Source organism: Desulforhopalus glucosivorans, from assembly GCF_054397165.1.
This window is the reverse complement of sequence record NZ_AP044854.1, coordinates 1760742-1783865: the sequence shown is the minus strand read 5'-3', so window position 1 is coordinate 1783865 and position 23124 is coordinate 1760742. Positions and strand designations below refer to the sequence as shown.

Annotated in this window: 25 protein-coding genes; 15 read left to right on the top strand and 10 right to left on the bottom strand. The window is 41.5% G+C overall.

The genetic code is table 11. From position 1 onward, the window contains the following. Positions 1-12: 12 nt before the first annotated feature. The 6 genes from dnaB to ACX6CI_RS07575 all read right to left on the bottom strand — a co-directional run bounded on the left by dnaB (position 13) and on the right by ACX6CI_RS07575 (position 4328). Entirely contained in the window at positions 13-1398 is a 1386-nt protein-coding gene (gene dnaB, locus ACX6CI_RS07600) for a replicative DNA helicase (protein WP_458777563.1), read from the bottom strand. Positions 1399-1588: 190 nt separating this feature from the next. Further along, positions 1589-2041 (bottom strand): 50S ribosomal protein L9, encoded by a 453-nt coding sequence (gene rplI, locus ACX6CI_RS07595; protein ID WP_458777562.1) that lies wholly within the window; start codon positions 2039-2041, stop codon positions 1589-1591. A 56-nt stretch (positions 2042-2097) separates the two neighbouring features. Then, positions 2098-3075: a DUF2232 domain-containing protein gene (locus ACX6CI_RS07590; RefSeq protein ID WP_458777561.1), complete on the bottom strand. Its 978-nt coding sequence runs from the start codon at positions 3073-3075 to the stop codon at positions 2098-2100. Positions 3076-3096: 21 nt separating this feature from the next. Then, a complete protein-coding gene (gene rpsR / locus ACX6CI_RS07585; RefSeq protein ID WP_458777560.1) occupies positions 3097-3342 on the bottom strand; it encodes a 30S ribosomal protein S18 in 246 nt (81 codons plus the stop codon). A gap of 44 nt (positions 3343-3386) precedes the next feature. Beyond that, a complete protein-coding gene (rpsF, locus tag ACX6CI_RS07580; RefSeq protein WP_458777559.1) occupies positions 3387-3815 on the bottom strand; it encodes a 30S ribosomal protein S6 in 429 nt (142 codons plus the stop codon). A 207-nt stretch (positions 3816-4022) separates the two neighbouring features. Further along, positions 4023-4328: a MazG nucleotide pyrophosphohydrolase domain-containing protein gene (locus tag ACX6CI_RS07575; protein ID WP_458777558.1), complete on the bottom strand. Its 306-nt coding sequence runs from the start codon at positions 4326-4328 to the stop codon at positions 4023-4025. Between the two features lie 398 nt (positions 4329-4726). Here ACX6CI_RS07575 and ACX6CI_RS07570 point away from each other — a divergent pair, with 398 nt between their 5' ends. The 9 genes from ACX6CI_RS07570 (at position 4727) to ung (ending at position 12366) form a co-directional block, all read left to right on the top strand. Beyond that, on the top strand, positions 4727-5173 hold the full coding sequence (locus ACX6CI_RS07570) for an AP2 domain-containing protein (RefSeq protein WP_458777557.1): 447 nt from the start codon (positions 4727-4729) through the stop codon (positions 5171-5173). A gap of 205 nt (positions 5174-5378) precedes the next feature. Further along, positions 5379-5690, top strand: coding sequence for a 50S ribosomal protein L21 (gene rplU, locus ACX6CI_RS07565; protein ID WP_458777556.1), 312 nt, complete (start codon positions 5379-5381; stop codon positions 5688-5690). An 81-nt stretch (positions 5691-5771) separates the two neighbouring features. Then, positions 5772-6029: a 50S ribosomal protein L27 gene (rpmA, locus tag ACX6CI_RS07560; protein ID WP_458777555.1), complete on the top strand. Its 258-nt coding sequence runs from the start codon at positions 5772-5774 to the stop codon at positions 6027-6029. Positions 6030-6157: 128 nt separating this feature from the next. Further along, complete coding sequence (obgE, locus tag ACX6CI_RS07555; protein ID WP_458778448.1) at positions 6158-7147, top strand: GTPase ObgE; 990 nt, start codon at positions 6158-6160, stop codon at positions 7145-7147. 118 nt (positions 7148-7265) lie between these two features. After that, on the top strand, positions 7266-8411 hold the full coding sequence (gene proB / locus ACX6CI_RS07550) for a glutamate 5-kinase (RefSeq protein WP_458777554.1): 1146 nt from the start codon (positions 7266-7268) through the stop codon (positions 8409-8411). A 44-nt stretch (positions 8412-8455) separates the two neighbouring features. Further along, complete coding sequence (locus tag ACX6CI_RS07545; protein WP_458777553.1) at positions 8456-9712, top strand: glutamate-5-semialdehyde dehydrogenase; 1257 nt, start codon at positions 8456-8458, stop codon at positions 9710-9712. Beyond that, complete coding sequence (nadD, locus tag ACX6CI_RS07540; RefSeq protein WP_458777552.1) at positions 9709-10350, top strand: nicotinate (nicotinamide) nucleotide adenylyltransferase; 642 nt, start codon at positions 9709-9711, stop codon at positions 10348-10350. Before ACX6CI_RS07545 ends, nadD begins: the two co-directional genes overlap by 4 nt. Before the next feature lie 73 nt (positions 10351-10423). Further along, a complete protein-coding gene (locus tag ACX6CI_RS07535) occupies positions 10424-11656 on the top strand; it encodes a chemotaxis protein CheB (protein WP_458777551.1) in 1233 nt (410 codons plus the stop codon). Positions 11657-11694: 38 nt separating this feature from the next. Next, positions 11695-12366, top strand: coding sequence for a uracil-DNA glycosylase (gene ung / locus ACX6CI_RS07530; RefSeq protein ID WP_458777550.1), 672 nt, complete (start codon positions 11695-11697; stop codon positions 12364-12366). A gap of 100 nt (positions 12367-12466) precedes the next feature. Here ung and ACX6CI_RS07525 read toward each other — a convergent pair whose 3' ends face one another. Both ACX6CI_RS07525 and lptF read right to left on the bottom strand, forming a co-directional pair. Further along, on the bottom strand, positions 12467-14071 hold the full coding sequence (locus ACX6CI_RS07525; protein ID WP_458777549.1) for an NAD(P)H-hydrate dehydratase: 1605 nt from the start codon (positions 14069-14071) through the stop codon (positions 12467-12469). Between the two features lie 35 nt (positions 14072-14106). After that, entirely contained in the window at positions 14107-15531 is a 1425-nt protein-coding gene (gene lptF / locus ACX6CI_RS07520) for an LPS export ABC transporter permease LptF (protein WP_458777548.1), read from the bottom strand. A 158-nt stretch (positions 15532-15689) separates the two neighbouring features. Between lptF and ACX6CI_RS07515 the strand changes: the two genes are divergently transcribed. Then, the gene (locus tag ACX6CI_RS07515; protein ID WP_458777547.1) at positions 15690-15857 is read left to right on the top strand and encodes a hypothetical protein; all 168 of its coding nucleotides are present in this window, start codon (positions 15690-15692) and stop codon (positions 15855-15857) included. Between the two features lie 321 nt (positions 15858-16178). Here ACX6CI_RS07515 and ACX6CI_RS07510 read toward each other — a convergent pair whose 3' ends face one another. Further along, positions 16179-17552 (bottom strand): M23 family metallopeptidase, encoded by a 1374-nt coding sequence (locus tag ACX6CI_RS07510; RefSeq protein WP_458777546.1) that lies wholly within the window; start codon positions 17550-17552, stop codon positions 16179-16181. A 41-nt stretch (positions 17553-17593) separates the two neighbouring features. After that, positions 17594-19090: an Rne/Rng family ribonuclease gene (locus ACX6CI_RS07505; RefSeq protein WP_458777545.1), complete on the bottom strand. Its 1497-nt coding sequence runs from the start codon at positions 19088-19090 to the stop codon at positions 17594-17596. Between the two features lie 135 nt (positions 19091-19225). Between ACX6CI_RS07505 and ACX6CI_RS07500 the strand changes: the two genes are divergently transcribed. From ACX6CI_RS07500 to ACX6CI_RS07480, 5 genes are all read left to right on the top strand, one after another. Further along, positions 19226-20068: a glycosyltransferase family 2 protein gene (locus tag ACX6CI_RS07500; protein WP_458777544.1), complete on the top strand. Its 843-nt coding sequence runs from the start codon at positions 19226-19228 to the stop codon at positions 20066-20068. 180 nt (positions 20069-20248) lie between these two features. Then, on the top strand, positions 20249-20677 hold the full coding sequence (locus ACX6CI_RS07495) for a single-stranded DNA-binding protein (RefSeq protein ID WP_458777543.1): 429 nt from the start codon (positions 20249-20251) through the stop codon (positions 20675-20677). A 413-nt stretch (positions 20678-21090) separates the two neighbouring features. Continuing rightward, the gene (locus ACX6CI_RS07490) at positions 21091-21534 is read left to right on the top strand and encodes a nucleoside 2-deoxyribosyltransferase (protein WP_458777542.1); all 444 of its coding nucleotides are present in this window, start codon (positions 21091-21093) and stop codon (positions 21532-21534) included. Positions 21535-21858: 324 nt separating this feature from the next. Further along, complete coding sequence (locus ACX6CI_RS07485) at positions 21859-22422, top strand: TetR/AcrR family transcriptional regulator (protein ID WP_458777541.1); 564 nt, start codon at positions 21859-21861, stop codon at positions 22420-22422. A gap of 1 nt (position 22423) precedes the next feature. After that, positions 22424-23065, top strand: a complete 642-nt coding sequence (locus ACX6CI_RS07480; protein WP_458777540.1) for a histidine phosphatase family protein — start codon at positions 22424-22426, stop codon at positions 23063-23065. Positions 23066-23124: the final 59 nt, after the last annotated feature.

The following is a 23124-nucleotide window of genomic DNA, read 5'->3' as shown; positions in this document are numbered from 1 at the left end:
GGATATCACTGTTTACCCGAATTCTTCAGGGTCATCAAATTCGCTCATGTTTTCAAACATGGTAAATTCCTTAATGAAAGTGAGTTTGGCCATGCCTGTAGGGCCGTTTCTCTGCTTTCCGATAATGATTTCAGCACTACCACGTTCTGGGTTGTCTTCTGCCTTGTTATACACTTCATCACGATAAATAAAAGTAATAACATCGGCATCCTGCTCAATAGCGCCTGATTCACGAAGATCGGACATCATTGGGCGTTTATCAGGTCGGTTTTCAAGGCTACGATTGAGCTGGGAAAGTGCGATAACAGGAACCTTGTGTTCTTTGGCAAGCCCTTTAAGGGACCGTGAAATTTCACTGATTTCCTGGGTCCGATTTTCAGTGCTGCGACCACGCATCAGCTGGAGGTAATCAACCACTATTAGCCCAATCTCATGTTGCGCTGCCAGTCGTCTGACTTTAGCTCTCATTTCAAGCACTGATATTGCCGGTGTATCATCAATGAAGATGGGGGCTTCAGAAAGCATTCCTACGGCTCTTGTGAGTTTTGGCCAATCTTCATTATGAAGTTTACCGGTTCGTATGCGCTGGGAATCGATCCGTCCAGCAGAACTCAATAGTCGCATGACGAGTTGTTCTTTTGACATCTCCAGGCTAAAGACGGCAACTCCAATTTTTTCAACAAGTGCAGCGTGCTGGGCAATATTCATCGCAAAAGATGTCTTACCCATGGATGGTCTGGCTGCCAAAATGATAAGGTCAGAGGGCTGAAGACCCGCTGTCATTTTATCAATTTTATTGTAACCGGTGGGCACACCTGTGGTAAGGCCTTGCTTTTTGTAGAGCTGTTCTACTGCGGCAAAGGCGTCAGGGACGATGGATTTAATATGGGTGAAATGACCCTCACCCTTTGACCCGGCTATATCAAAAATAGCTTGTTCGGCTTCATCGACTAAAATGTCAATGTCACCCTGTTCCTCATAACATCGTGCTGCTATATCACTATTAACTGTAATCAGTCGCCTGAGAATAGATTTTTCCCGAATGATTTTAGCATAGCTTACAATGTTAGCTGTAACAGGAACAATGGATGTAAGACTTGCAAGATAGGCAGGTCCGCCAATTTTATCAATCTGGTTACTGTTTGAAAGCAGGTTGGATACCGTGAGAAGATCCTGCGGTTCATTTTTCTCAAAGAGATCAACCATGCTCTCAAATATTATCTTGTGGGCATCCTTGTAAAAGTCATGGGGCTTTAGAAGTTCAAGTACTGTCCCAAGAAGATCGGCTTTTAGAAGAATGGAGCCTAATACCGCCTGCTCTGCCTCAGTATTTTGTGGCGGAATACGGGAAGGAATCTGAGAGGCACCGTACTCAGGAGGCATGGAGTTATCAATCATAGTAAGCCGGGGTAAAAAACATCGAATTAAAAATAATAAATAGAGACGTTATTAAACAAAAACACACCATGAAGGTCAACCCTCAAGGTGTGTTTTTATCTCTATATTACATATCCCCAATTACAGGTTTAATGAGCACCTGGAAAAGTTGGATATATCAGTAGTTAAGAAGTCTTGTAAAAAGTCTTTCTTAGCTTGCTTTGAGAGGTACAACATTAACTGTGATTTCTGCAGTAACGTTAAAACCAACCTTAACGGTGATTTTGTTTTCACCGATGGTTTTAATGGGGTCACTAAGAAGGATCTGTCGCTTATCGAGTTTAACGTCGAGTTCAGCGAGTTTCGCAACTATGTCCGAGCTGGTGACAGAACCGAAAAGACGCTCATCTTCACCTGCAAGTTGTTCGATAACAACCTCAATTCCAGTGATCTTCTTCGCGATAGCGTCAGCTTTCTTCGTGTCTTCAGCTCTTCTGGCTTCAATAGCAGCCTTGTTCTCTGCAAGAATTGCCAGAGTCTCTTCGGTGGCTACTACGGCTTTTCCCTGGGGCATAAGGTAATTACGGGCATAACCGTCTTTTACAGTTACAACATCCCCTTCAAAACCGAGGGTACTGATTGTTTCTTTTAAAATGAGTTCCATTTTCAACTCCTCTTGTATGTGTAGTACAGGTCTCTTGGGTAAGCTGACCTATAAATCTATTGTATTTCCTCTTCTAATTCATCGTCCGTATTGATTTTTCTCAAATCAAGCCAGACATCAGCAATTCCTACTACGAGCAGTATGATTGTGCCAAAGGTCTGGACAATCATCATTACATAAAAAAAGGAGCGCATAAGAATCGGTACATTCCATTTATTCATGTAAAATACAGCAACGGATAAGCCTTGAAAACTATATATAAGGCTGAGCAGAATCAGAATATTCAAAGCTATAGTTCTGGCACCTGTGGCAGGGAGAAATGTTAATAATCCCATACCTATTGCAAGCCAGATTAATTTATCTGGTAATTGCCACATGCTATAGTTACGCCAACTACTCGATCCGTTTTGTCGTATAATTAAAGCGTTGCCGAGAATCATGGTCAGCCATGTCACCAACAGTATAAGACAGCCAAGTATGGCTGGCATTACCAGTGGAACAATGATTTTCATCTGGCTGAGTGTTGTCTCAAGCATTGCTAAGGTTTCAGGAGTTACAGTTTCATTGTCCTGATAATACGTCAACGCTTCTGTAATGCCTAAATCAAGTGTAGTAATAAGCTGTTTGTAGGGCGATATATCTGCGCCCCATGTAAAAAACGCTAGAACTATACTCCAACCTAGTCCAACAACTACTGCTGTTTTAAATCCGCTCAAAGCAGGTGACTCACCTCGTTCATAGGAGGTAAATAGTATGTAACCTGCGAGTAGAAAGATTGCCGAAAATGCGAAGAGGTCTATGTTGCCAAGGAAGATAAAGCAGATAAGAGAAAATATTGCGGCAGTTGCAATGAATTTCTTACCTGTATAGTTTCCAAACTTACAGAGTACGCCAAAGGCAAGCAACGGTAAGAGCAGGTGGAGCCATCCGAAGATTTCCCATGCGATACCCGGCAAAATTATTATAGCCGTAGTGGCGAGTATGGCAGTGATTATTTTACCAAACTCAAGCTTGTTCTGTTCTGTTGTACTCAACTGGGCAACCTAAATCTTTCGTTAACCCTGAGACGAACCAGAGTAAGGTAAAAAAGCGATCTGTCTTGCTTGCTTGATTGCTTCACAAAGCTGACGCTGATGTGTCGCACAGGTGCCAACAATACGTCGTGGAATGATTTTACCGCGCTCTGAAACAAAGTTTCTGAGAGTCTTTACGTCTTTGTAGTTGATAGTGAGTTCTTTGTCGGAACAAAATCTGCAACTTTTACGACGTGAAAATAATTTTTTCTGTGGTCTTGGTGCCATTGATATATCCTCCTGGTGCGATATATGGAAATTGTAAGAGTAGTTTATGCTTCTGTAGTGGTCTCAGGCGCTGCTTCTTTTGCAGGTGCAGCTTCACCCTCTGTTTCAGCTTCTTCGCCTTCTGCAGCGGCAGTTTCACGGGCGCTAACAGCAGCAATAGCTTCTGCAACACCTTCCTCGGTGATAGCAGCTGCAGTTTTGATGGTCATATACTTTAGAACCACGTCATCAATACGATACTTTCTTTCAATTTCAGAAACCGCCGCAGGAGTGCCTGCGTAGTCAATGTAAATGTAGTAACCAAGGCTTTCCTTTTTAATAAGGTAAGCCAGCTTTTTCATACCCCATTTGTTTTCTTCAATGATGGAACCTTTCTCATCAGTGATGATCTGTGTGGTGGTCTCGATTACTCGTTTGATCTCTTCTTCACCGGCATTAGGGCGAAGAATAACGATCGTTTCATACCTTCTCATGATTTCCTCCTCGTGGACTCATGGATTAGACGGATAATAGTACCGTCTTCGGCCCTCGCACTTTGCATATGGCAGAGAGCGAGAAGGGGTAAGGCGACACAATGTCACCTTCAATAAATGCATAAAGAACAAGTCCTAACAAACCCATCCTTGCTTACGCATAAAAACTGTATATAATACTAACATGAAGTGAACGTGTCAAATAGTTTATTTTTGTTTTTCCTGTGCTTTGATTTCACGCCATTGTCTGTCGAGATCTTCCTGGTTTTCATAGGTTTTTCCTGCAAACACATGGGGGTGACGCCGTATCAGCTTTTCATTGACCGTCGTTATGACATCTGTGAAATCAAATTTGCCTTGTTCACTTTGATAGCTTGTGATCATAAGCAGGATATAGAGAACATCACCTAGTTCCTCACAGGTGTTGTTGTCATCATCATTGTTTATTGCAGCTACCAGCTCTGCGGTTTCAGATTCAAGGTATTTGATCAGGGAGGATGGGGTTTGTTTCATGTCCCAGGGGCACCCATTTATGCCTCTGAGAGTGGAGATGGTTTCAGAGAGCAGGTGTAAGTTATGGTTAGTTAAGGTCATTGTAAAGTTTTTTTAATGGTGAATAAGTTGTTAGATATTAATGACAAATCGCCTGAAGACATCAAAATGTCAACTGTTTATTGTGGTGTGGCTAACAAATTTTTATTGACAGTTAACCAATTCCAAACTATTTACCTCTGCTGGACTCTGTTGTCAGGTTATAGTCGCTGGGCATTGAGATCATTGAAATAGTTAATTTGAGATTAATTAAAAACGATTGTACATAAATACTACAGTGTGGTATTTATTAGGTGTTCGCTGTTATAGATGTAAAGAGTAGCGAGAAATCATAGATACAATATTACTGAGGTAGTTTCATGGAAGATGACAAGAAACAAAAAATTCTATTAGAAAAACACAAGGACATTGCACGAATTGATCAGGAATCAAAAAGAACTCATGGTTGGTATGTGCGTGTTCGTTTTTTAGGTAAAACCCACTCAAAGTTCTTTTCAGATAGAAAGAGCGGAGGTCGTTATTCCAGCCTACTCTCAGCTATCAGTTGGCGCGATAAAACAGAGAAGAAGCTAGGCAAGGTACGAACCAACAAGCATATGGTAACCGTGAGCAATTCTGGTACTGGTGTTGTGGGTGTCCGGCTCAACGATAAATTGAATCGCTATGAAGTAAGTTGGGTAACACATCAGGGTAAACAGGGTAAAACTTCAGTTTCAATTGCAAAGCATGGAAAAAAAGCTGCGTTTACACGGGCATGTGAAATTCGTTCTGAAAAAGAAAAGGCACGTCTAGAGTACGCTGGCTAGTGCGTGATTGCTCTATATTTAAAGCCCCCTTCATTTGTGTGGTGATGGGGGCTTTCTTGTGTCTATTTCTTTCATGTAAAAAATGCATTAGTTTTATTGAAAAGCATTGACAATGTTCTTCTGTAAGTGTTTAATGTCTGGTTCTTGCAATAATTTTTCGTCGTTTTATTGAAAATTGATCAGATATTCTCAGAGAGGTTTATATATGTATGCGATAGTTCGTACAGGTGGTAAGCAATATCAGGTTGCTTGTGGTGATCAGGTTCGAGTTGAAAAGCTTGATGGAAATGTTGGTGACAGCATTGATTTAGTAGATGTTCTTATGGTTTCCGATGGAGACGATGTGAAGATCGGCCAGCCTGTGCTGGAGAATGCAAAGGTTACTGCGAAAATTGCTGAGCAGGGTAGAGGCAAAAAGGTAATCGTCTTCAAAAGAAAGCGTCGTAAGGGGTATCGTTTGAAGAAGGGGCATAGACAATCCTATACAGCCCTGAAGATTGAAGAGATATCCGCTTAATTACGTATTCTTGTAATTGAAGGAATTAAAGCATAAAATATTAGAACGATGATGTAAGTTCGTTCAGGAAAGGAGTGGAAGATGGCTCATAAGAAAGCAGGTGGTAGTTCACGGAATGGTCGCGACAGTGCTGGTCAGCGTCGTGGAGTTAAACGATTCGGCGGTGAGGCTGTAAGTGCTGGTAGCATTATTGTTAGACAATTAGGTACTAAAATACACCCGGGAACCAATGTAGGTTGTGGAAGAGATTATACTCTCTTTGCCAAGGTTGACGGTGTAGTGACCTTTGAGGACTTTGGTAAAAATAAAAAGCGCGTCAGTGTTTATCCAGCAGCATAAATAAATAGCTCTGACACCTTTTCCTGGAACTGCACTTTGCAGTTCGCGCAGGAGTATAGACTCGACCTCAATTATATAATTGACGGTCGAGTTTTTTTTTGAAATTTGAATTACAACAGGATCTTCAGATGGCCTTCATTGATGAAGCAAAATTTTTTGTAAAAGCCGGGGACGGCGGAAACGGGTGTGTAAGTTTTCGCAGGGAAAAATATGTTCCCAAAGGTGGCCCAAATGGCGGCGATGGTGGTCGAGGTGGTAATGTTGTCATTATAGCAAAGGCTTCTCTCAATTCCTTAATCGACTTTCGTTACCGTTCCCATTTTAAAGCTGAAAGGGGAGAGCACGGTAAGGGAAAAGATATGCATGGGCGAAAAGGTAAACATTGCTACCTTGAAGTTCCTGTCGGTTCTATCATTAAAAACATTGAAACAGGTGAGGTCTTAGCAGATCTTTCTACTGACGGTGAGCAGTATTGTGCTGCCCAAGGTGGTAAGGGTGGCCTTGGAAATCCACATTTTTCAAGTGGTACCAATAGAACACCTCGAATTGCGACCAATGGACAGCAGGGCGAAGAGCTTTGGCTAAAGGTTGAACTTAAACTGATTGCTGATGTGGGGCTTGTAGGTCTTCCAAATGCTGGAAAATCTACGCTGCTCTCAAAGCTTTCAGCAGCTAATCCGAAGATTGCTCCATACCCTTTCACAACGCTTGAACCACAGCTTGGTGTATTGCAGTATAAGTACTACAATCCATGTATTATAGCTGATATCCCTGGTCTTGTTGAGGGAGCACATGAAGGTACTGGGCTTGGGCATAAGTTTTTAAAGCATGTGGAACGTACCAGTGTACTCATTCATGTCATTGACGGCTCCGATGATGCCATGATGGAAAATTATACCATTATTTCAAATGAGTTGGCTTTATATAAAAAAGAACTCGCAGATAGAACCCATATTGTTGTCTTAAATAAGATAGACATCATTGAAGATGAGACCCTTGAAGAGTTGATGAACTTCTTTAAGGAAAAAGATATTACAACCCTTGCAGTTTCTGCTGAAGAAGAACTCGGTCTTGATGAACTTCGAGAGGCGATAATGGAGCTTGTTGAGTATAAATAGGTTCTATGTTAATGTACTAGTTTTATTTGATAAATACCTTCAGTTGAGCAGAGTACGTGGGAACGTTTCCAGGTAAGGTAATATATGTTGTCCCAATTAATACGCTATGGATATTGAAATGACGCCAGAGGATGGTCTGTACCACAGACAGACTCTGTTTAATAAGGCTAAAAGAGTTGTGGTTAAGGTAGGAAGTGCCATTCTTACCACCGAAAACGGGATTAACAGAGAAGTTCTGGATAATCTTGCTAAGGAAATAGCATTTTTACGTAATACAGGTCGAGAAGTTATTCTGGTTTCATCAGGAGCTGTAGCTGCCGGGAAAAAGAAACTTCATATTAAAGACGATAAGGATGTTTCTATCATGCAGAAGCAGGCGCTTGCAGCAATTGGGCAATCACAGCTGATGCATGACTATGATGAGGCATTTCATGAACACGGATACAATATCGCTCAGATTTTATTGACCCATTCAGATCTGGCCCATCGATCCAGGTATCTCAATGTGAGAAACACCATCCTTACCCTTTTTAAATGCGGTGTTATACCTATTATCAATGAAAACGATACAGTTTCGACTGAAGAATTAAAATTTAGTGATAATGACACCCTTGGGGCATTGGTTACAAATATGATTGAGGCGGATATGTTTATCTGTCTCACAGATGTTGATGCTCTTTATGATAGCAATCCTGTCACTCATCCTGATGCGAAGGCAATTTATACTGTAAGTGAAGTGGACGATCGCATTCAATCCATGGCAGGCCATAGTAAGTCGGTTCTTGGTACGGGCGGTATGCAAAGTAAGATCAATGCTGCACAAATGGTCGCTGCAGGTGGGGGGAGTTCCTTTATAGGACCCGGTAAAAGAAAGAATATCCTTGAACATTTATTTTCAGGAGAAATGATCGGCACCTTTTTTCTTCCCAGAAAAGAAAAAATGCAAAGCCGGAAACGATGGATTGCGTATGTCTTAAAACCTCAGGGAGAAATCACGTTAGATCAAGGCGCTTGTAATGCTATTGTTAAAAACGGACGATCGCTTCTCCCTTCAGGTGTAGTAGATGTTAAAGGTCAGTTCAATAAGGGAGATTCTGTACGTTGTATCAATAAGAGTGGAGATGCTATTGCTGTTGGCTTGTCTAACTTTGACCAGGAAACATTAGTAAAAATCAAGGGCTTAAGAACAAAAGATATTACTGAACTCCTCGGTTATATTGAAAACGAAGAAATTATCCATAGAGACAATATGGTTGTCTTATAAGTAATAAAAGTATTTTAAGTTTTACAGGGAATAAAGGAAAAAACATGACACTGAGAAAAACAATTCAAGATATCGCTCAAAATACCAGAGTTGCCTCAACCTCCCTTATGTCCCTGTCTACTCAGGCAAAAAATGAGGTCCTTGAAACCATCGCCAGCCTACTTGAGGCTGATATACAAATAATTCAAAAAGAAAATCTCAAGGATCTTGAAGCGGCAAGAGCCAAGGGCCTCTCTGCTGCGATGATAGACAGGTTAACACTGTCAGATGATGTCGTTGGTTCTATGGTCAGTGGAGTGAGAGAACTCATCGTTCTTGCTGATCCCGTCGGTAAGATAGAGGATTTTAGCAAACGGCCAAACGGACTCCAGGTGGGACGTATGCGGGTTCCCCTTGGTGTTATTGCAATGATCTATGAATCCAGGCCAAATGTTACAGTTGATGCGGCGGCTCTTTGTATCAAGACTGGAAATGGTGTTATTCTGCGGGGAGGTTCTGAGGCCATTCATTCAAATCTGATCCTTGCCAAAATTATTAAGAAGGGCTTAACCAGCCACGGTATTAATAGTGATGTTGTTCAGGTGATACCTGTAACCGATAGGGACGCTATTACTCTTTTACTGGAACAGGAAGAAGCAATTGATCTTGTTATCCCAAGGGGTGGGGAAGGGTTAATTCGTTTTGTTGTTGAAAACAGTAGAATCCCAGTTCTTAAACATTATAAGGGCGTCTGTCATGTCTTTGTTGATAAGGATGCGGATATTGATAAGGCGCTGCCCATTATCGTAAATTCCAAGACACACAGAACAGGGGTATGTAACGCTCTTGAGGGAATTTTAATTCATAAGGAGATCGCAGACACTTTTTTACCAACGCTTGTTAAAGAGCTTACAGAAAAAAATGTTGAGCTAAAAGGTTGCCCAAAAAGTTGCGAAATTTCTGCCGATATTACAGCTGCCCTTGAAAGCGACTGGGGAACAGAATTCCTGGATCTTATCGCCTGTGTAAAGATCGTCGCAGATTTTGACGAGGCAAAAGAGTATATATTTAAATTTGGTTCCCAGCATACTGAGTCAATTGTCACTGAAAATTATACAACTGCCCAGCGGTTTGTGACTGAAATTGATGCATCTGCCGTTATGGTAAATGCCTCCACCCGTTTTAATGATGGCGGTCAGCTGGGTCTTGGGGCTGAGATTGGTATCAGTACTACGAAACTGCACTCCTATGGCCCTATGGGGCTTGAAGAACTGACTACAAGAAAATTTGTAGTATATGGAGAGGGGCAGATAAGGAGTTGAAACCTAAACGACTTGGTGTGTTCGGAGGAACCTTCGACCCCGTACACCTTGGACATCTTCAGCTGGCATATCAAGCTATAGAAGCACTATCTCTATCCCAATTGCTTTTTGTGCCAGCAGCACAACCTCCCCATAAAAACAGCAACATCACTGCGGTTGTTCACCGAATCGCCATGCTTGAACTGGTTTGCCAGAGAGATACCCGTCTATCGTGTAGCGATATTGAGAATCATCTCCCCAAACCGTCCTATACAGTCGATACACTCCTGCAGTTGAAACAGCAATACCCCATAGAGACGACAATGCTGTTCATCATAGGTTTTGATGCATTTCTTGAGCTGATGAGCTGGAAGTCGTATCGGAAGGTCTTATCTCTTGTGGAAATGGCTGTGGTTCCCCGATATGGTTATCCCGAACATCGACTCCACAGCTTTCTAGAGCAACTTGGTTTCACAGGGGACGCTCATTTATGGCAAGGTCCGAAAGGATGTAAACCAATCACTATATTAAAGGACCGCCCCGAAGATGTTTGTTCGAGTAATGTACGAAAAGTAGTTGGAAAAGGTGAGGGTACACAACATCTGTTGCCACCGGATGTTGCACAATATATAGAAGAAAATAGCTTGTACAACATATAAATAATCATGTATCTTGTATGATTATTTTTAGGTAGATAACAAATGTTAACATCGTACGAGGAATGTAAACAAGATGGAATTTGAAAACAGCCCCGAAGGAACCCGCAAAGTTTCAGTTCTCATAGTTGATGATTCACTGGTCTTTCGGCGTTTCATTGGTGATATTTTTGCTGAATTTAAAAACATTCATATTGTTGGTGAAGCGCAAAATGGTATAGAAGCACTGGATATGGTTTTAAAAACGAATCCAGATGTTATTTTACTTGATATGGAAATGCCATTGATGGATGGAATGACTGCCTTGCAACATCTGATGATCCATCGTCCCATTCCCACCATAATGTTCTCAAGCCTAACCGAAGAAGGTACCGCCCGCTGTTTTGATACCTTGAAAAATGGTGCTGTTGATTTTATTTCAAAAGATTTTATTTTTCAAAAGAACCAACTTGCAGAGCATAAAAAAGAACTGCTCGAAAGAGTCTATAGGGCTGCACAGCTGAAAATTATGCCAAGAGATCCTATTGTTTCTACAAACAAGCCTAAGGTTCAAGAGGTAGCCGAGGTGGTTCAACGGGTTGTTTTCTGTGAAGAATGTGGGTCCAGAACTGCGGTAACTATCGACCCCAATCAAATAGCTCAAAGTGTAGAATGTTCCAGCTGTGGTGATATCATCGAAATTGGTGTCTCCTCAAATGAGCAGTACCGGAGAAATTCATTTATTACTGTACTTGGAGGTGGAAAGGGATGTTTTTCTAATCTCTTAACTATCATCCCGCAGATGCAGCCTGATATGGGCGGTGCAGTCCTTGTGATAATTCATGAAGAAGTTGAGTATGTAGATAATTTTACTGAATACCTTGATGCAATCTCTTCAATGAAAGTTGTTCGTGTTAAAGAGGGTGTCAATATTGAAGGTGGCAGCTGCTATGTGTTTTCTGGCGAAGACTATATGTCAATTAAGCCCTATAGTGCTCAGTTTACCTTACAGCGCGTTGAAAAGGGTAGTGTAAAGGGTGGTCCTGTTGACATTGTTATGGCATCTGTAGGAACACTGTTCAAACAGAAAGCCTCGGCCATCATTCTTTCCGGAGATGTGGTGGATGGAGATAGAGGTATGGCCATCATGCTCAAATATGGTGGTAAAATAGGGGTTCTTGATCCCAGTGAATGTTATTGTAAAACATTGAGTAAGCATGTTCTTGATGCCTTAGATTTATCGAAGACATTAACACTTGGAGCTATTAGTGAGCGTATTATAAAGAATCATTATGACGGTAAGTATGATGGCGTAGCAGGAGGCCTCTAAGGTCGGTTCTCTTATTTCCCTCAACACGAAACGATACTATGGTAGAAGAGCCGCTCTGGGAAGAAATTGTGCCACTGATGAAAAGTGGGCTACATAAAACGATACTGGATAAGGCTTACTCCACAAGCTCAGGCGCTGTTTATCCAGCCCGTGAAAACGTGTTCGCAGCCATGCGCCAAACAAGTCTTGCAGCCACGAAGGTGGTTATTATTGGACAGGATCCGTATTTCAATGCCCATCCGGGTAAGGGGCCTGAGGCCCACGGCTTATGCTTTTCTGTAAAAGACGGAATACCTGTTCCGCCATCTCTAAGAAATATATTTAAGGAAGTAAATAACAGCCTGTATTCGGGTCAACAAATATCTACCGTAACAGATTTGAGCAGGTGGGCAGCCCAGGGAGTTCTGCTGATTAATGCGAGCTTAACGGTTGAAGCGAAAAAGCCTAATTCCCATGTAAAGCTTGGCTGGCATGAACTGACTGACAATATCATAGAGACAATCTCATCTGAAAAGTCCCATGTGGTTTTTATGTTATGGGGGGCTTTCGCTCAGAAAAAACAGACACTTATTGATACTGCAAAGCATCTCATCCTGTCAACAAGCCATCCCTCCCCACTTTCTGCCCACAGAGGGTTTCTGGGGTCTGGGGTGTTTGTCCGCTGTAATGATTATCTTAAACAAAACGGGCTGGAAGAAATTGTCTGGTGATGAATAACAGGCTCTCTCACTGACTCAGGTACAGGCTAGTCCCTATAGATTGAAAAGAGCCTTAAGAGGGAGATGTATGCTCCCCCCTTTGGTTGGCGTTTTAGGTAATAGATAAACAATCTTTCAGGGCAATGGGAACAGTGTCTGCCAGTTCACTTGCGTAGAAACCAGCACCTTTTTCACTGTACAGTATATCTCCTGCGGCACCGTGTAGGTAGACTGCTGCAATAGTAGCCTTTTTGGGAGTCAATCCCTGACAGATAAGGGCACCAATCATTCCGCTCAAAACATCGCCCATACCGGCTGCTGCCATACCAGGATTGCCTGTAGTGTTGATAATGGTGGAACCGCCATTAGAGGCTATAACAGTGCCGGCACCTTTAAGTGTAAGTACAGTTTCAAAGAGATCATTGTGAAACAGGTCGCATCCAAGAATTGAAGCATCAAGTCTATTGTCCTGGATTATCTCGGCCGATTTTCCAAGAAGCCTGCTGAGTTCTCCCGGGTGTGGTGTGTAAATTCTCGGGCCGGCTGGAGCTAGCAGATTGCCACTAAGATTTGCAAGAATATTTAAACCATCCGCATCAAAGATAACAGGGCAGGTTACTTCGTTATATACTTTCAACACCAGAGCCGAGGTCGCAGGATCCTGGCCAATTCCAGGCCCAATAACAACTGCATCTTTGTTCTTTATAGCATCTTCTATTGTCGGCCAGTCATCTACTGAGAGAAATGTTCCACTTTTGTCTAGAGGAACAGTCATCACCTCGTCAATGGCAGATTCAAGGCTATGGTTTAAGTCGACTGGGGCAGCAAGTGTAACGAGTCCTGCTCCTGCTCGCATCGCACCTTTTGCACTAAGTATAGCAGCACCAGTTTTACCAACTGAACCAGCAAGGATAAGTAAATGACCATGGGTTCCCTTGTGGGAGGTTCGTTTTCTTCTCAGAGGGGTAATGAGTTGTTGAACCAGGTCTTTGGTCGAAAGTTCTGTTGAAATACCAGCACGGTAAATAGCTTCAGGAGGAATGCCAATATCCACAACCTCAAGTTTTCCTGTCCAGTAGGCACTGCCGTGGATATAGTGACCGGGCTTTGCGCAACAATATGTAGCGGTAAAGTCAGCCCTTACACAGGTACCAAGAACCTTTCCAGTATCTGCCTCCATGCCTGACGGTGTATCAACTGATACAACAGGTGTGGTGCCCTTGAAACGAAGCTTATTGATGAGATTAACAACATCTGAGTAATGGCCACTCACATCTCTTGTGAGCCCAATCCCAAAGATAGCATCGATAATGGCGTAACAGGGGAGACCTCTCGATTCAAATTGCTTTACTAAAATAGAGATGGTTTCAGCTCTTGCTGCTGTATCAATTACGTGGAAGGGGAGTTTAAGATTTCTAATAATAGTAAGATTTGTTTTAGCATCACCTTCAAGCTGGTCAGGGCTCACTAAAAAGAAAAATACTGGTTTACAACCGCGCTGATGTAAATGTCTGCCTATAACAAGACCATCACCACCGTTATTACCAGGACCTATGAAGATAGGAGCAAAGGTGTCTTTACAGGAGCCCAGTTCTCTTTCCATCATGAGAACTGTGGACAGTCCGGCATTTTCCATCAAGACAACACTTGGAATTCCATACACTTCACTGGCACTGCGATCCAGGTTTTTCATTTCCTGAGATGTTGGTAACTTCATGCTTTCTCCTTAGGCGGGATACAACTACCGGTATATTATGGTAGATCCATATGGTTTTTACAAAACCTACACGGTTCAAAACCTGCATCCAATGCGATTTGAATGTTTTTAAACTCTATTGAACAGTTTTTGCTCGTGTAGTATTCACACTCGGATACGTGAAAAACTCGACTCTTTGCATTTCCACGAATGGTTGTAGTGTCTATTATATTATCGGTTTCATCGGCTGTGTCTAGTGTAACAGAGCCAAATTTACTGCCAATAATAAGCCGAAATACACTGAATAATTGTTTTAGATATGAGAAAAACCTTCGTACATTATCTGAAATTATTCCAGGTATCAGGGTCTGTTCATTTGAAACACGGTAAATCCAGAAGACTGCAAGGCAGAAAAACAGAAAATTAGGCCCCCACATGGCAATAGCGACTGACACAGTCGCACTTTCAGCCATGGATTTTCCTATGGTAAAAAATATATAATATAGAATAAATATTCCAAGACCTGCCTGTATACCTATGGCTTTTTTCCCAGGCTTTGCCTGTAATCCAAGCGGTAATCCAATGAGACTAATGAGTAGACAACCTGCAGGGAGAACCATCCTTTTGTGAAATTCGATTAATAGGGCTCGCCGCTGCTTAAATGGCTCACCCTCGTCCTTGGATGCTTCGAGCAGCTCACCCATTGAAAGTACATTACGTTTTTTTACCCGGGTAGCCTTGGAGTTAGGTGGCTTAAGTGGAATATTTATTCTGTATTGGTCAAACTCAACGATCTGTGCATTTTCATTACTTGGTTTGTGTAAACTTCCGTTGTGCAAAACAATAGTAACATTCATGTCTTCAATGTTACTTTCCATACGTCCAGAAGATGCCATGGTGATAGTTGGATTCTTCGCACCCCGCATGTCTGAAACCCAAACGTCAGTCCAGTTTCCGGTTTCTTTATTAATATCATCTACATAAACCACTACATCCCCAAGTGCTTCAGTAAATACATGGGGTTTAATACCCTTATTTACCTTTTCTTTTAACAGCTGATAGGTGAGCTGTTTCATGGCAATTTCACTTAGAGGGATGAGCTTTATGGAGAAGAAAGCAGTGAAAAGGGCAATTAAAGCGGTAACTATAACCACAGGCGGTATGATCTTGTACATACTGATACCGCTTGCCTTAAGTGCAAGTATCTCTGAATCACTTGAAAGCCTGGCAAAGCCTATCGTTACACCCATCATTGCGGCCATGGGAATTGAATAGAGAAAGATATTAGGGAAGAGGTATGAGAATAGCCTGGTGAAATCAGCAAGACCAATTTTCAAATCAAGCACAAAATTGAGAAAGGGGATCAGTTTTACCAGGAAAAAAACACAGTTCATAATGAGAAAACTTGCGAAAAATGGTGCAAGCATCTCAGTTGCTAAATAAGTATAAAGGAGCTGGGGACTTTTGAGGTTATTGTTCATCTGTTTAACAAATAGTATTCCCTGGAATGACAACTTTCAGACTTTGTATTATTAAAAACTTTGGTGTATACAAGTTCTGTTGATTGTTGAAGGCAAAAGAGTTCATTGTAAGAAGAACCCTTTCTGACACGTAAAATAGTAATATAATGAGGTAGTCGATGCATCTGTTTGAAACTGAAGAAGGTGATAAGTGGGTCTGTATAACGTGTGGTGTCGAAAAAACGGACATGATCGAAGAAAAGAAATGGGAATTTATCTTTGATAATCATGATCAGACGTTACGTTGTTCCCTTTGTGGTCACCCGGACTATGACTACGAAGATTAGGACCTTGTGAATGTAGTGACATCTTCGAGGTGCTTATCCTAGATTATTTTCCAGTTTACTGGGGTTAGTACCTTAGAAATTCGTTTAAAGTATCCGTTAATTAGTAGTTTGCTCCAAAAAATCTGTCTTAAAAAACAGGTAGCGTAGACTCCGATAAAACTGGAGAACCTTTTAACATTGCGAACTTAACATTATTTCCAGATAAGTAAACGTAGTGAGACCTTCGAGGTACGTATTCCGTTTATCGGGGTTAATTACTTGTAGAACAAATTTCAAAAGTGGTCTTAAAGAGTTCTACTTTCCCGCTGATCCCAACTCTCATTAAAACTTTGAATCTGTGATGGGCTCCTCTATTGTGACTTCGACCCAGTGTTGATCCCACCATTCCTTTGGTGTTACAAATACGCCATGTATTAACATGGAAAAATGAAGGTGGTCACCACCAGCCATGCCGGTTGTGCCACTGAGGCCCAGTACTGTTTTTGGATTAACAGAGTCACCTGGATTAACATTGATCTGGCTTAAGTGTGAATATAAACTGTACACACCCTGACCATGGTCTACAAGAACCATATTTCCATAAATACCAAGGTAATCTGCAAATTTGACGACACCTGAGTTTGCTGATCTGACATCTGCTCTTCGGGTGGAGGCGATATCCATTCCTAAATGTACCTGATGATCGACAGCGCTACCCTTATATTTATAGGTTCTGTGGTCAGCAAAGCCTGCTCTTGAACTTCCTGGCATACGCCCAAAGCTACCACTCCAGAGACGTTCTGGGTTTGGATTCTTACAGAGTTCTGATATCTTAACATTATTCTTCTTACGCACAGTGCTGTTTGCATAGAGAAATTTGTCAATAAAGTCACCCTGCATTTCAGGATAATATTGTTGGAACTCCGGGATCTTTTTATTGAGAAAACCGTCTCCAACATTAATTACATCATTTTTTTGCTGAGCTTTCTTAAACGTGGTGTTAAAGGGGAAAACAGCAGAGTTACCAGCTTTATCAACTGCTACAATTTCAAGATTTTCTATACTTTCTGCGTCATAGGGTAGAGCAAAGTAACTGATGAAAGTGTCATCCCTTGATGCATCGAGTTGAAAACCAGGGTTTTTGTGTCCATTGATTTCGACACCATGGCTGGCCTCCTTATCTTTTACCTTGTAGATCGCGATTCCGGTTCCACCGGGTGAAAGATATTTTTCACCATGCAACAGGTGAATTTTAGGCGCAATCGTGTCGATTGTGACATCCTTTGTAACCGTTACCTTATTCCCTTGCAGCCATCCCCTGAAAGAAAAGTCGGAGGTGGTGAGGGTAATAGTCATAGGGCCATCTTTGAAGCCAAGTTTTATAGGATCAAAAGCAATGGACTGACCATCCGTAAGTGGTCCAACTGCGCCGTTGTATGAGGTTCGGGGAAAGGTCATGGCGTGGATTGTTTTTTCTAGTCCTGCCTGATTTACAGTAACTAAAATTGTATGAATACCACTGCCTTTGTCAGTCACCTTAAAATCAATAACACCCTGTTTTCCGATGTAATCCTTTGTGCCGCTCAAATCGGCAACAGGAATATCTCCCTCAAAAAAGAGAACGAAGCCTCCAATTCCTCCTGCAATAAGTAGCAAGAGTAGAGTGATAAGTAAAAAACGTTTGCCTTTAGGTTGTCTTCGTCTTCTCAGTGTCATGTCGTATTTATAGTGTTGTGTTACAGATAATTATATGTGCTTCAACTCTGCCATATAATTTCATATTTTTCAATATGCAGGTCTTTGGATGGTGCTATGACGATACGTTTGGAAACTTCTTTTTCAACCTGTTGCCTGGTGGTATCTTCTTCAGTTTGCAGTAGTTCAGCAATTCTTGGATGAACACGCAGCGTAATTGTTGTGCCCTTATGTTTTTTAGCATTACGACTAATCACCCTGAAGATATCATAACAGATAGTACGTCTGGATTTGATCATGCCCTCACCGGAGCAATAATGACAAGGCTCACACATGAGTTGGTGCAGGTTCTCGCTGTTTCTCTTTCTCGTCATCTGGACAAGGCCAAACTCTGAGAGCTTTAAGATATTGTTTCTGCTTTTATCTTTTTTTACAGCTTCTTTGAAGGTATTAAAAAGTTGCTCGCGGTGTTCATCATTTTCCATATCAATGAAATCTATAATAATGATACCGCCTATATTACGAAGTCGAAGCTGGTATGCAATTTCAACAGCCGCCTCCATATTTGTTTTAAATATGGTTGCATTGAGGTCGTTTTTACCTACATATCGGCCTGTATTGACATCAATGACAGATAAGGCCTCAGTGCTCTCGATGATGATATAACCGCCGGAGCGCAGCCAAACTTTCTTTTCAATGGCCCGTGATATCTCGACTTCAATGTTATATGCCTCAAAAATTGGTGTGTACTCTGTGTACAGGCTAATCCGCTCTTTAAGCTGGGGGGCAAAGGTCTTGACGTGGTCTAAAATCTTTAAATAAGATTCTTCATGATCAATAATCAGGTTGTCCACATCCATGGTGAAAAAATCGCGAATGGACCGGAGTACAATATCTAAATCCTCATGGGCAAGCGAAGGAGCTCGAAGCCTGTTAGCTTTATCGATAATGTCATCCCAGAGCAGCATAAGAAATTCCATGTCCGCTTCAAGTTCTTCTGTTGTTGCATGTTCTGCAACAGTTCTGACGATAAAACCAGAATTTTGAGGACGTAATTCATCAATAAGATTTTTTAACTCCAGGCGAAGCTCTTCATCTTCAATTTTCCTTGAAATGCCTATGTGATCGGTTTGGGGGATGAAAACCAGATTTCTGCAAGGTAGCGTAATGTGACAAGTTAGCCGAGCACCTTTAGTACCTATGGGATCTTTACTAACCTGAACAAGAAGCTCCTGACCTTCTGAAATGATATCTTCAATATGCAAGCCTTGTGCGCGAACATGGGTGTTGGCACAATCTGTTATGCATGGATCGTAATCAGGAGTATTTGATTTTACACATACATCATCTACATATAAAAAACCTGTTCTCTCAAGTCCAATATCAACAAAGGCGGCTTGCATACCAGGTAACACTCTTACAACGCGTCCCTTGTAAACATTACCCATAAGCCCCTTCTCAGTGGGCCGCTGCATATGGAATTCACTAAGATTTCCGTCTTCTACGAGCGCAAGACGCACCTCGTAGTTGGTAGCGTTAATAAGTATATCTGTGGTCATTCCTAAACCGTTATAAACAAAAAAAGTAGACTTCCGTATTGGAAGGAGTATGTTTTTTAATTTTATAGTATACAATAAAAAGTGAAAAGATTGCCATATTTATAATGTTTTTCGACTCCATTTGTGACTTTAGCCATGCCATTTTGTCCAGTCTCTGTAGTTATTCCCACGTATAATAGAGAACAGTTTCTCAAACGAGCAATTGATTCGGTATGTAAACAGGTATTGAGTTGTAAAGAAATTATTATTGTAAATGATGGTTCCACTGATAACAGCTTAGAACTTCTGAGAAAAATAAAATCTGAAAGTGTCATACCGATTGTCATAATTAACACAGACAACCAGGGGGTGGCAGCTGCGAGAAACATAGGGATTCATAATGCGACTTGTGATTTTATAGCTTTTCTTGATTCAGATGATCATTGGCACAAACGAAAACTCGAACGCCAGTTCAATGCTCTCTTTTATGATCATTCTCATTATATCAGCCACACAAAGGAAAAATGGTTGAGGAGGGGACAGCACCTGAATCAAAAAAAGAAACATATACCTCGGCATGGTGATATATTTTCTCATTGTCTTCAGCTTTGTGCTGTTGGCATGTCTACGGTTATGGTGCATAAAGAGCTTTTCGAGAAAGTAGGGTGTTTTGATGAAAAGCTCAGATGTTGTGAAGATTATGATCTGTGGCTAAGAGTGAGTAGCAAATATCCTTTTCTTTTAGTTGATAGCCCTTTAACTATTAAAGAGGGTGGGAGAGAGGATCAGCTGTCGTATATCCATAGGCTTGGAATGGATGAGAAGCGTATCTACAGTATTAGAAAATTGCTGGACTCAGGCGAACTAGATTCTCAAAATCTGCAATTAGCGCACTCTGAATTTGAACGCAAAGTCCGTATATTTGCTGATGGTTGTATAAAGCATGGAAAGACTGAAATTGGTACTCAGTATTTGAGAATGCTTGAGGATTATACTTAAGAATTCTTTCTATTTTATAGGGCATAGGGTGCTAAGATGACTTCAGGGACCGATTTTTTACTTGACTTCCTGTCGTGCAAGAAACGAATAAAAGCTTTGCGTGAAGAACATTCTCTGTGTATTTTAGCCCGATAATAAAAATATAAGGGATGGTGATCCCTACAATTCGAGGAAAATGATATGGTTAATAAAGTTATTCTTATAGGTAATTTAGGCTCAGATCCTGAACTCCGTTACACAACAAGCGGTACTGCTGTGGCAACCCTTTCTGTTGCAACATCTCGTACATGGAAAGACAGGGATGGCCAGAAGCAGGATGAAACCGAGTGGCATAGAGTTATTGTCTGGGCTCAAAGTGCTGAGTTTTGCGGAAATTACCTCTCTAAAGGTTCTAAGGTCTATGTTGAAGGGCGCCTGCAGACCCGTAAATGGCAGGACCAGAGCGGTAACGATAAATATACTACTGAAATTATTTCCAATACTATCCAAAACCTTACTCCTAAGGGAGCAGAGGGTGGTTCAGGTGGTGGCGGTTTCAGCGAACCTCCAGTACCTCAAGAACCTTTTGGTGGCATGGGCGGTGGTACTGGTGATGACGTACCGTTCTGAGAATCACCAGAGAACAAATTGTAAAATTTCACACACAGGCCACGTTTTACGTGGCCTTTCCTGTTTATGTCGTTGTAAAGTTGTACAAAAATAGTTCTGCTAAAGTCATTTCCACGATGGTCAGGAAGCAGTGGCCAAGTCGAAAACCGTCTATTGTACTATTCACTGACATCTCACTTAGACCAACGCCAACGGTTCTGGACCATCGCATCTTGCCTTTGTTCTACTTGCCTGTGCTTTTATATCGATTTTTGTTGACGCTGTATTGATTCCATTCTTTTGTCGAGTTTTTTGGTTGGTGCAACTCTTTGCCCGGCTATTAAAAGAGTGAATTTGTATAAGGTATTGAGAAATTTGGTGTACACCTAGTTGAGTTTATCTGTTTTGAACCAAATACAATTTTGGAGAACGAAATGAAATATATATATTTTGCGGGACCTTTGTTTACGATGGCTGAGAAACAATTCAACCTTGATTTTTCCAGCCATCTTAAGGCGAGATTAGCAAATATAGAAATAATACTGCCCCAAGAGCGAGCCCCAGCGATAATTTCTCAAGATAATGGACCATATCTGGTTTTTAGGGATTGTCTAGAGATGATAGATAAATGCGACCTTGTGGTTGCCATTTTGGATGGTGCAGACGCAGATTCAGGGACGAGTGTTGAAATTGGATATGCGTATGCTGCTAAAAAACCAGTTATAGGTGTGCGAACGGATTTCAGAATTTCAGAGGAGAACGGTTTGAACTTGATGCTCGCTAACATTTGCACAGAGCTTGTACTGGACGTTAATTCAGATATCCATGCTCTCGCCGATAAGGTCTCGGAATCGACTGGAATAATTCTAAAGTCCTGAAGACAGAAACAGCCTTATTGGTTTGAAATTGAGTAAGTGCTCAGTCTACGGGGTAGGTAAGAGTCGAAGAAGTACGTTAATGTCATAAAATATCAATACTATACCCAGTGTGACTGTTTGAAGAAACAGAGGTGTGAATGATTGTTTTTCCTGGGCTGGAGAACATAATCTTGAGCTATTCCTCCGTATCTGTTTTTTTGATAGAAAGTAATTGTTTAAAATATCTACAATCTTATTATCGTGCTCACGTTGAATGATTGTTCAATATGCTATAGTGTTAATGATGCGAGCTTAAAGTATGAAAATAAGAAATGAGGTAACGCTATGGCCAGGGCCCAGTTTGATAGAGACGAAGTCGTGGATAAATCAATCGATCTTTTCTGGGAGAATGGTTTTAGTGCATCATCCATGAAGGATGTGGAGGAGGCTACGGGGCTTAAACCAGGATCAATATATTTGGCCTTTGGGAATAAGGAAGGGCTGTTTAAAGAGGCACTGGTTAGGTATTCTAGGCGCCGATTAGCGAAAATGCGTGATGTATTGAGCAATGCAAAAAGCATAGGGGAGGGGATTTGTACGATTCTTGAAGGGGCTGTTGAGGAATCCACGCAAGAAAATTACTGCAGTTGTTTTTTGATTAAGACGCGGCTTGAGTTAGCTGCGGAAAGAAATGACCTGTATCAGTTCGCTTCTTCTAAACTGGGTGATGTTGAATATCTCTTTGAAAGTTTTTTAAAAAAAGAGTTCAACGATAAGGTTGCCAAAAGGCGTGCAACAAATATCATGATACATATCTTCGGTGTTCGGGTCTATGGCTATCAAGATGGGTCTGCTGAGCGAATGCTGGAGGGATTAAAGGAAGGTCTACCATGGTTGCCCTGGCGATAAAATGATATCAGACAAACCACAGGGTATCAGAATAATTCTCGTAAGGCATGGGGAGACCGAATGGAACAGGTTACATCGTTTTCAAGGTCGAACTGATATTCCACTCAACTCTAAAGGTGTTGCGCAGGCACGTGCCGCTGGCCTTGCTCTTCAACACGAGCAGATAACTGCAATTGTATCAAGTCCTCTTCAGCGAGCTTTTGATACAGCCCTGCAAATCGCTACCTTTCATAAGGTTCCAACTGTTATAAAGAATGCTGGTTTCATCGAGATGGATTTAGGCGAATTTGAAGGGATGGAAGCCAAGAAGTGGGTCAAAGAACATAGCGAATTTCGGCTGAGATGGGAGGCAAGCCCGGGTGGCCTGTCAATGCCTGGAGGAGAAAGTCTAAAAAAAGTGCAGGAGAGAGTCGTGGATACCCTGGAGAGTATCTGTGCCTCGTTGAGTTCCGGATCTACACTCGTTATCTGTACGCATAATTTCGTTATTGGATCTCTACTTTGCTTCGCATCAAAAATATCTTTGGATGACTTTCGTCAATTGAAACAGGATACAGCCGCTATAAATATAATATATAAGTCTGGGTCGGAATTTACGGTTGAGACAGTCAACGATTGTGGACATTTGCAAGAGTTAATGTAACAAAACTAAAAGCTACATTAACTCTTTTAAATTAGCGAACAAATGAGCCTGAATAAGTA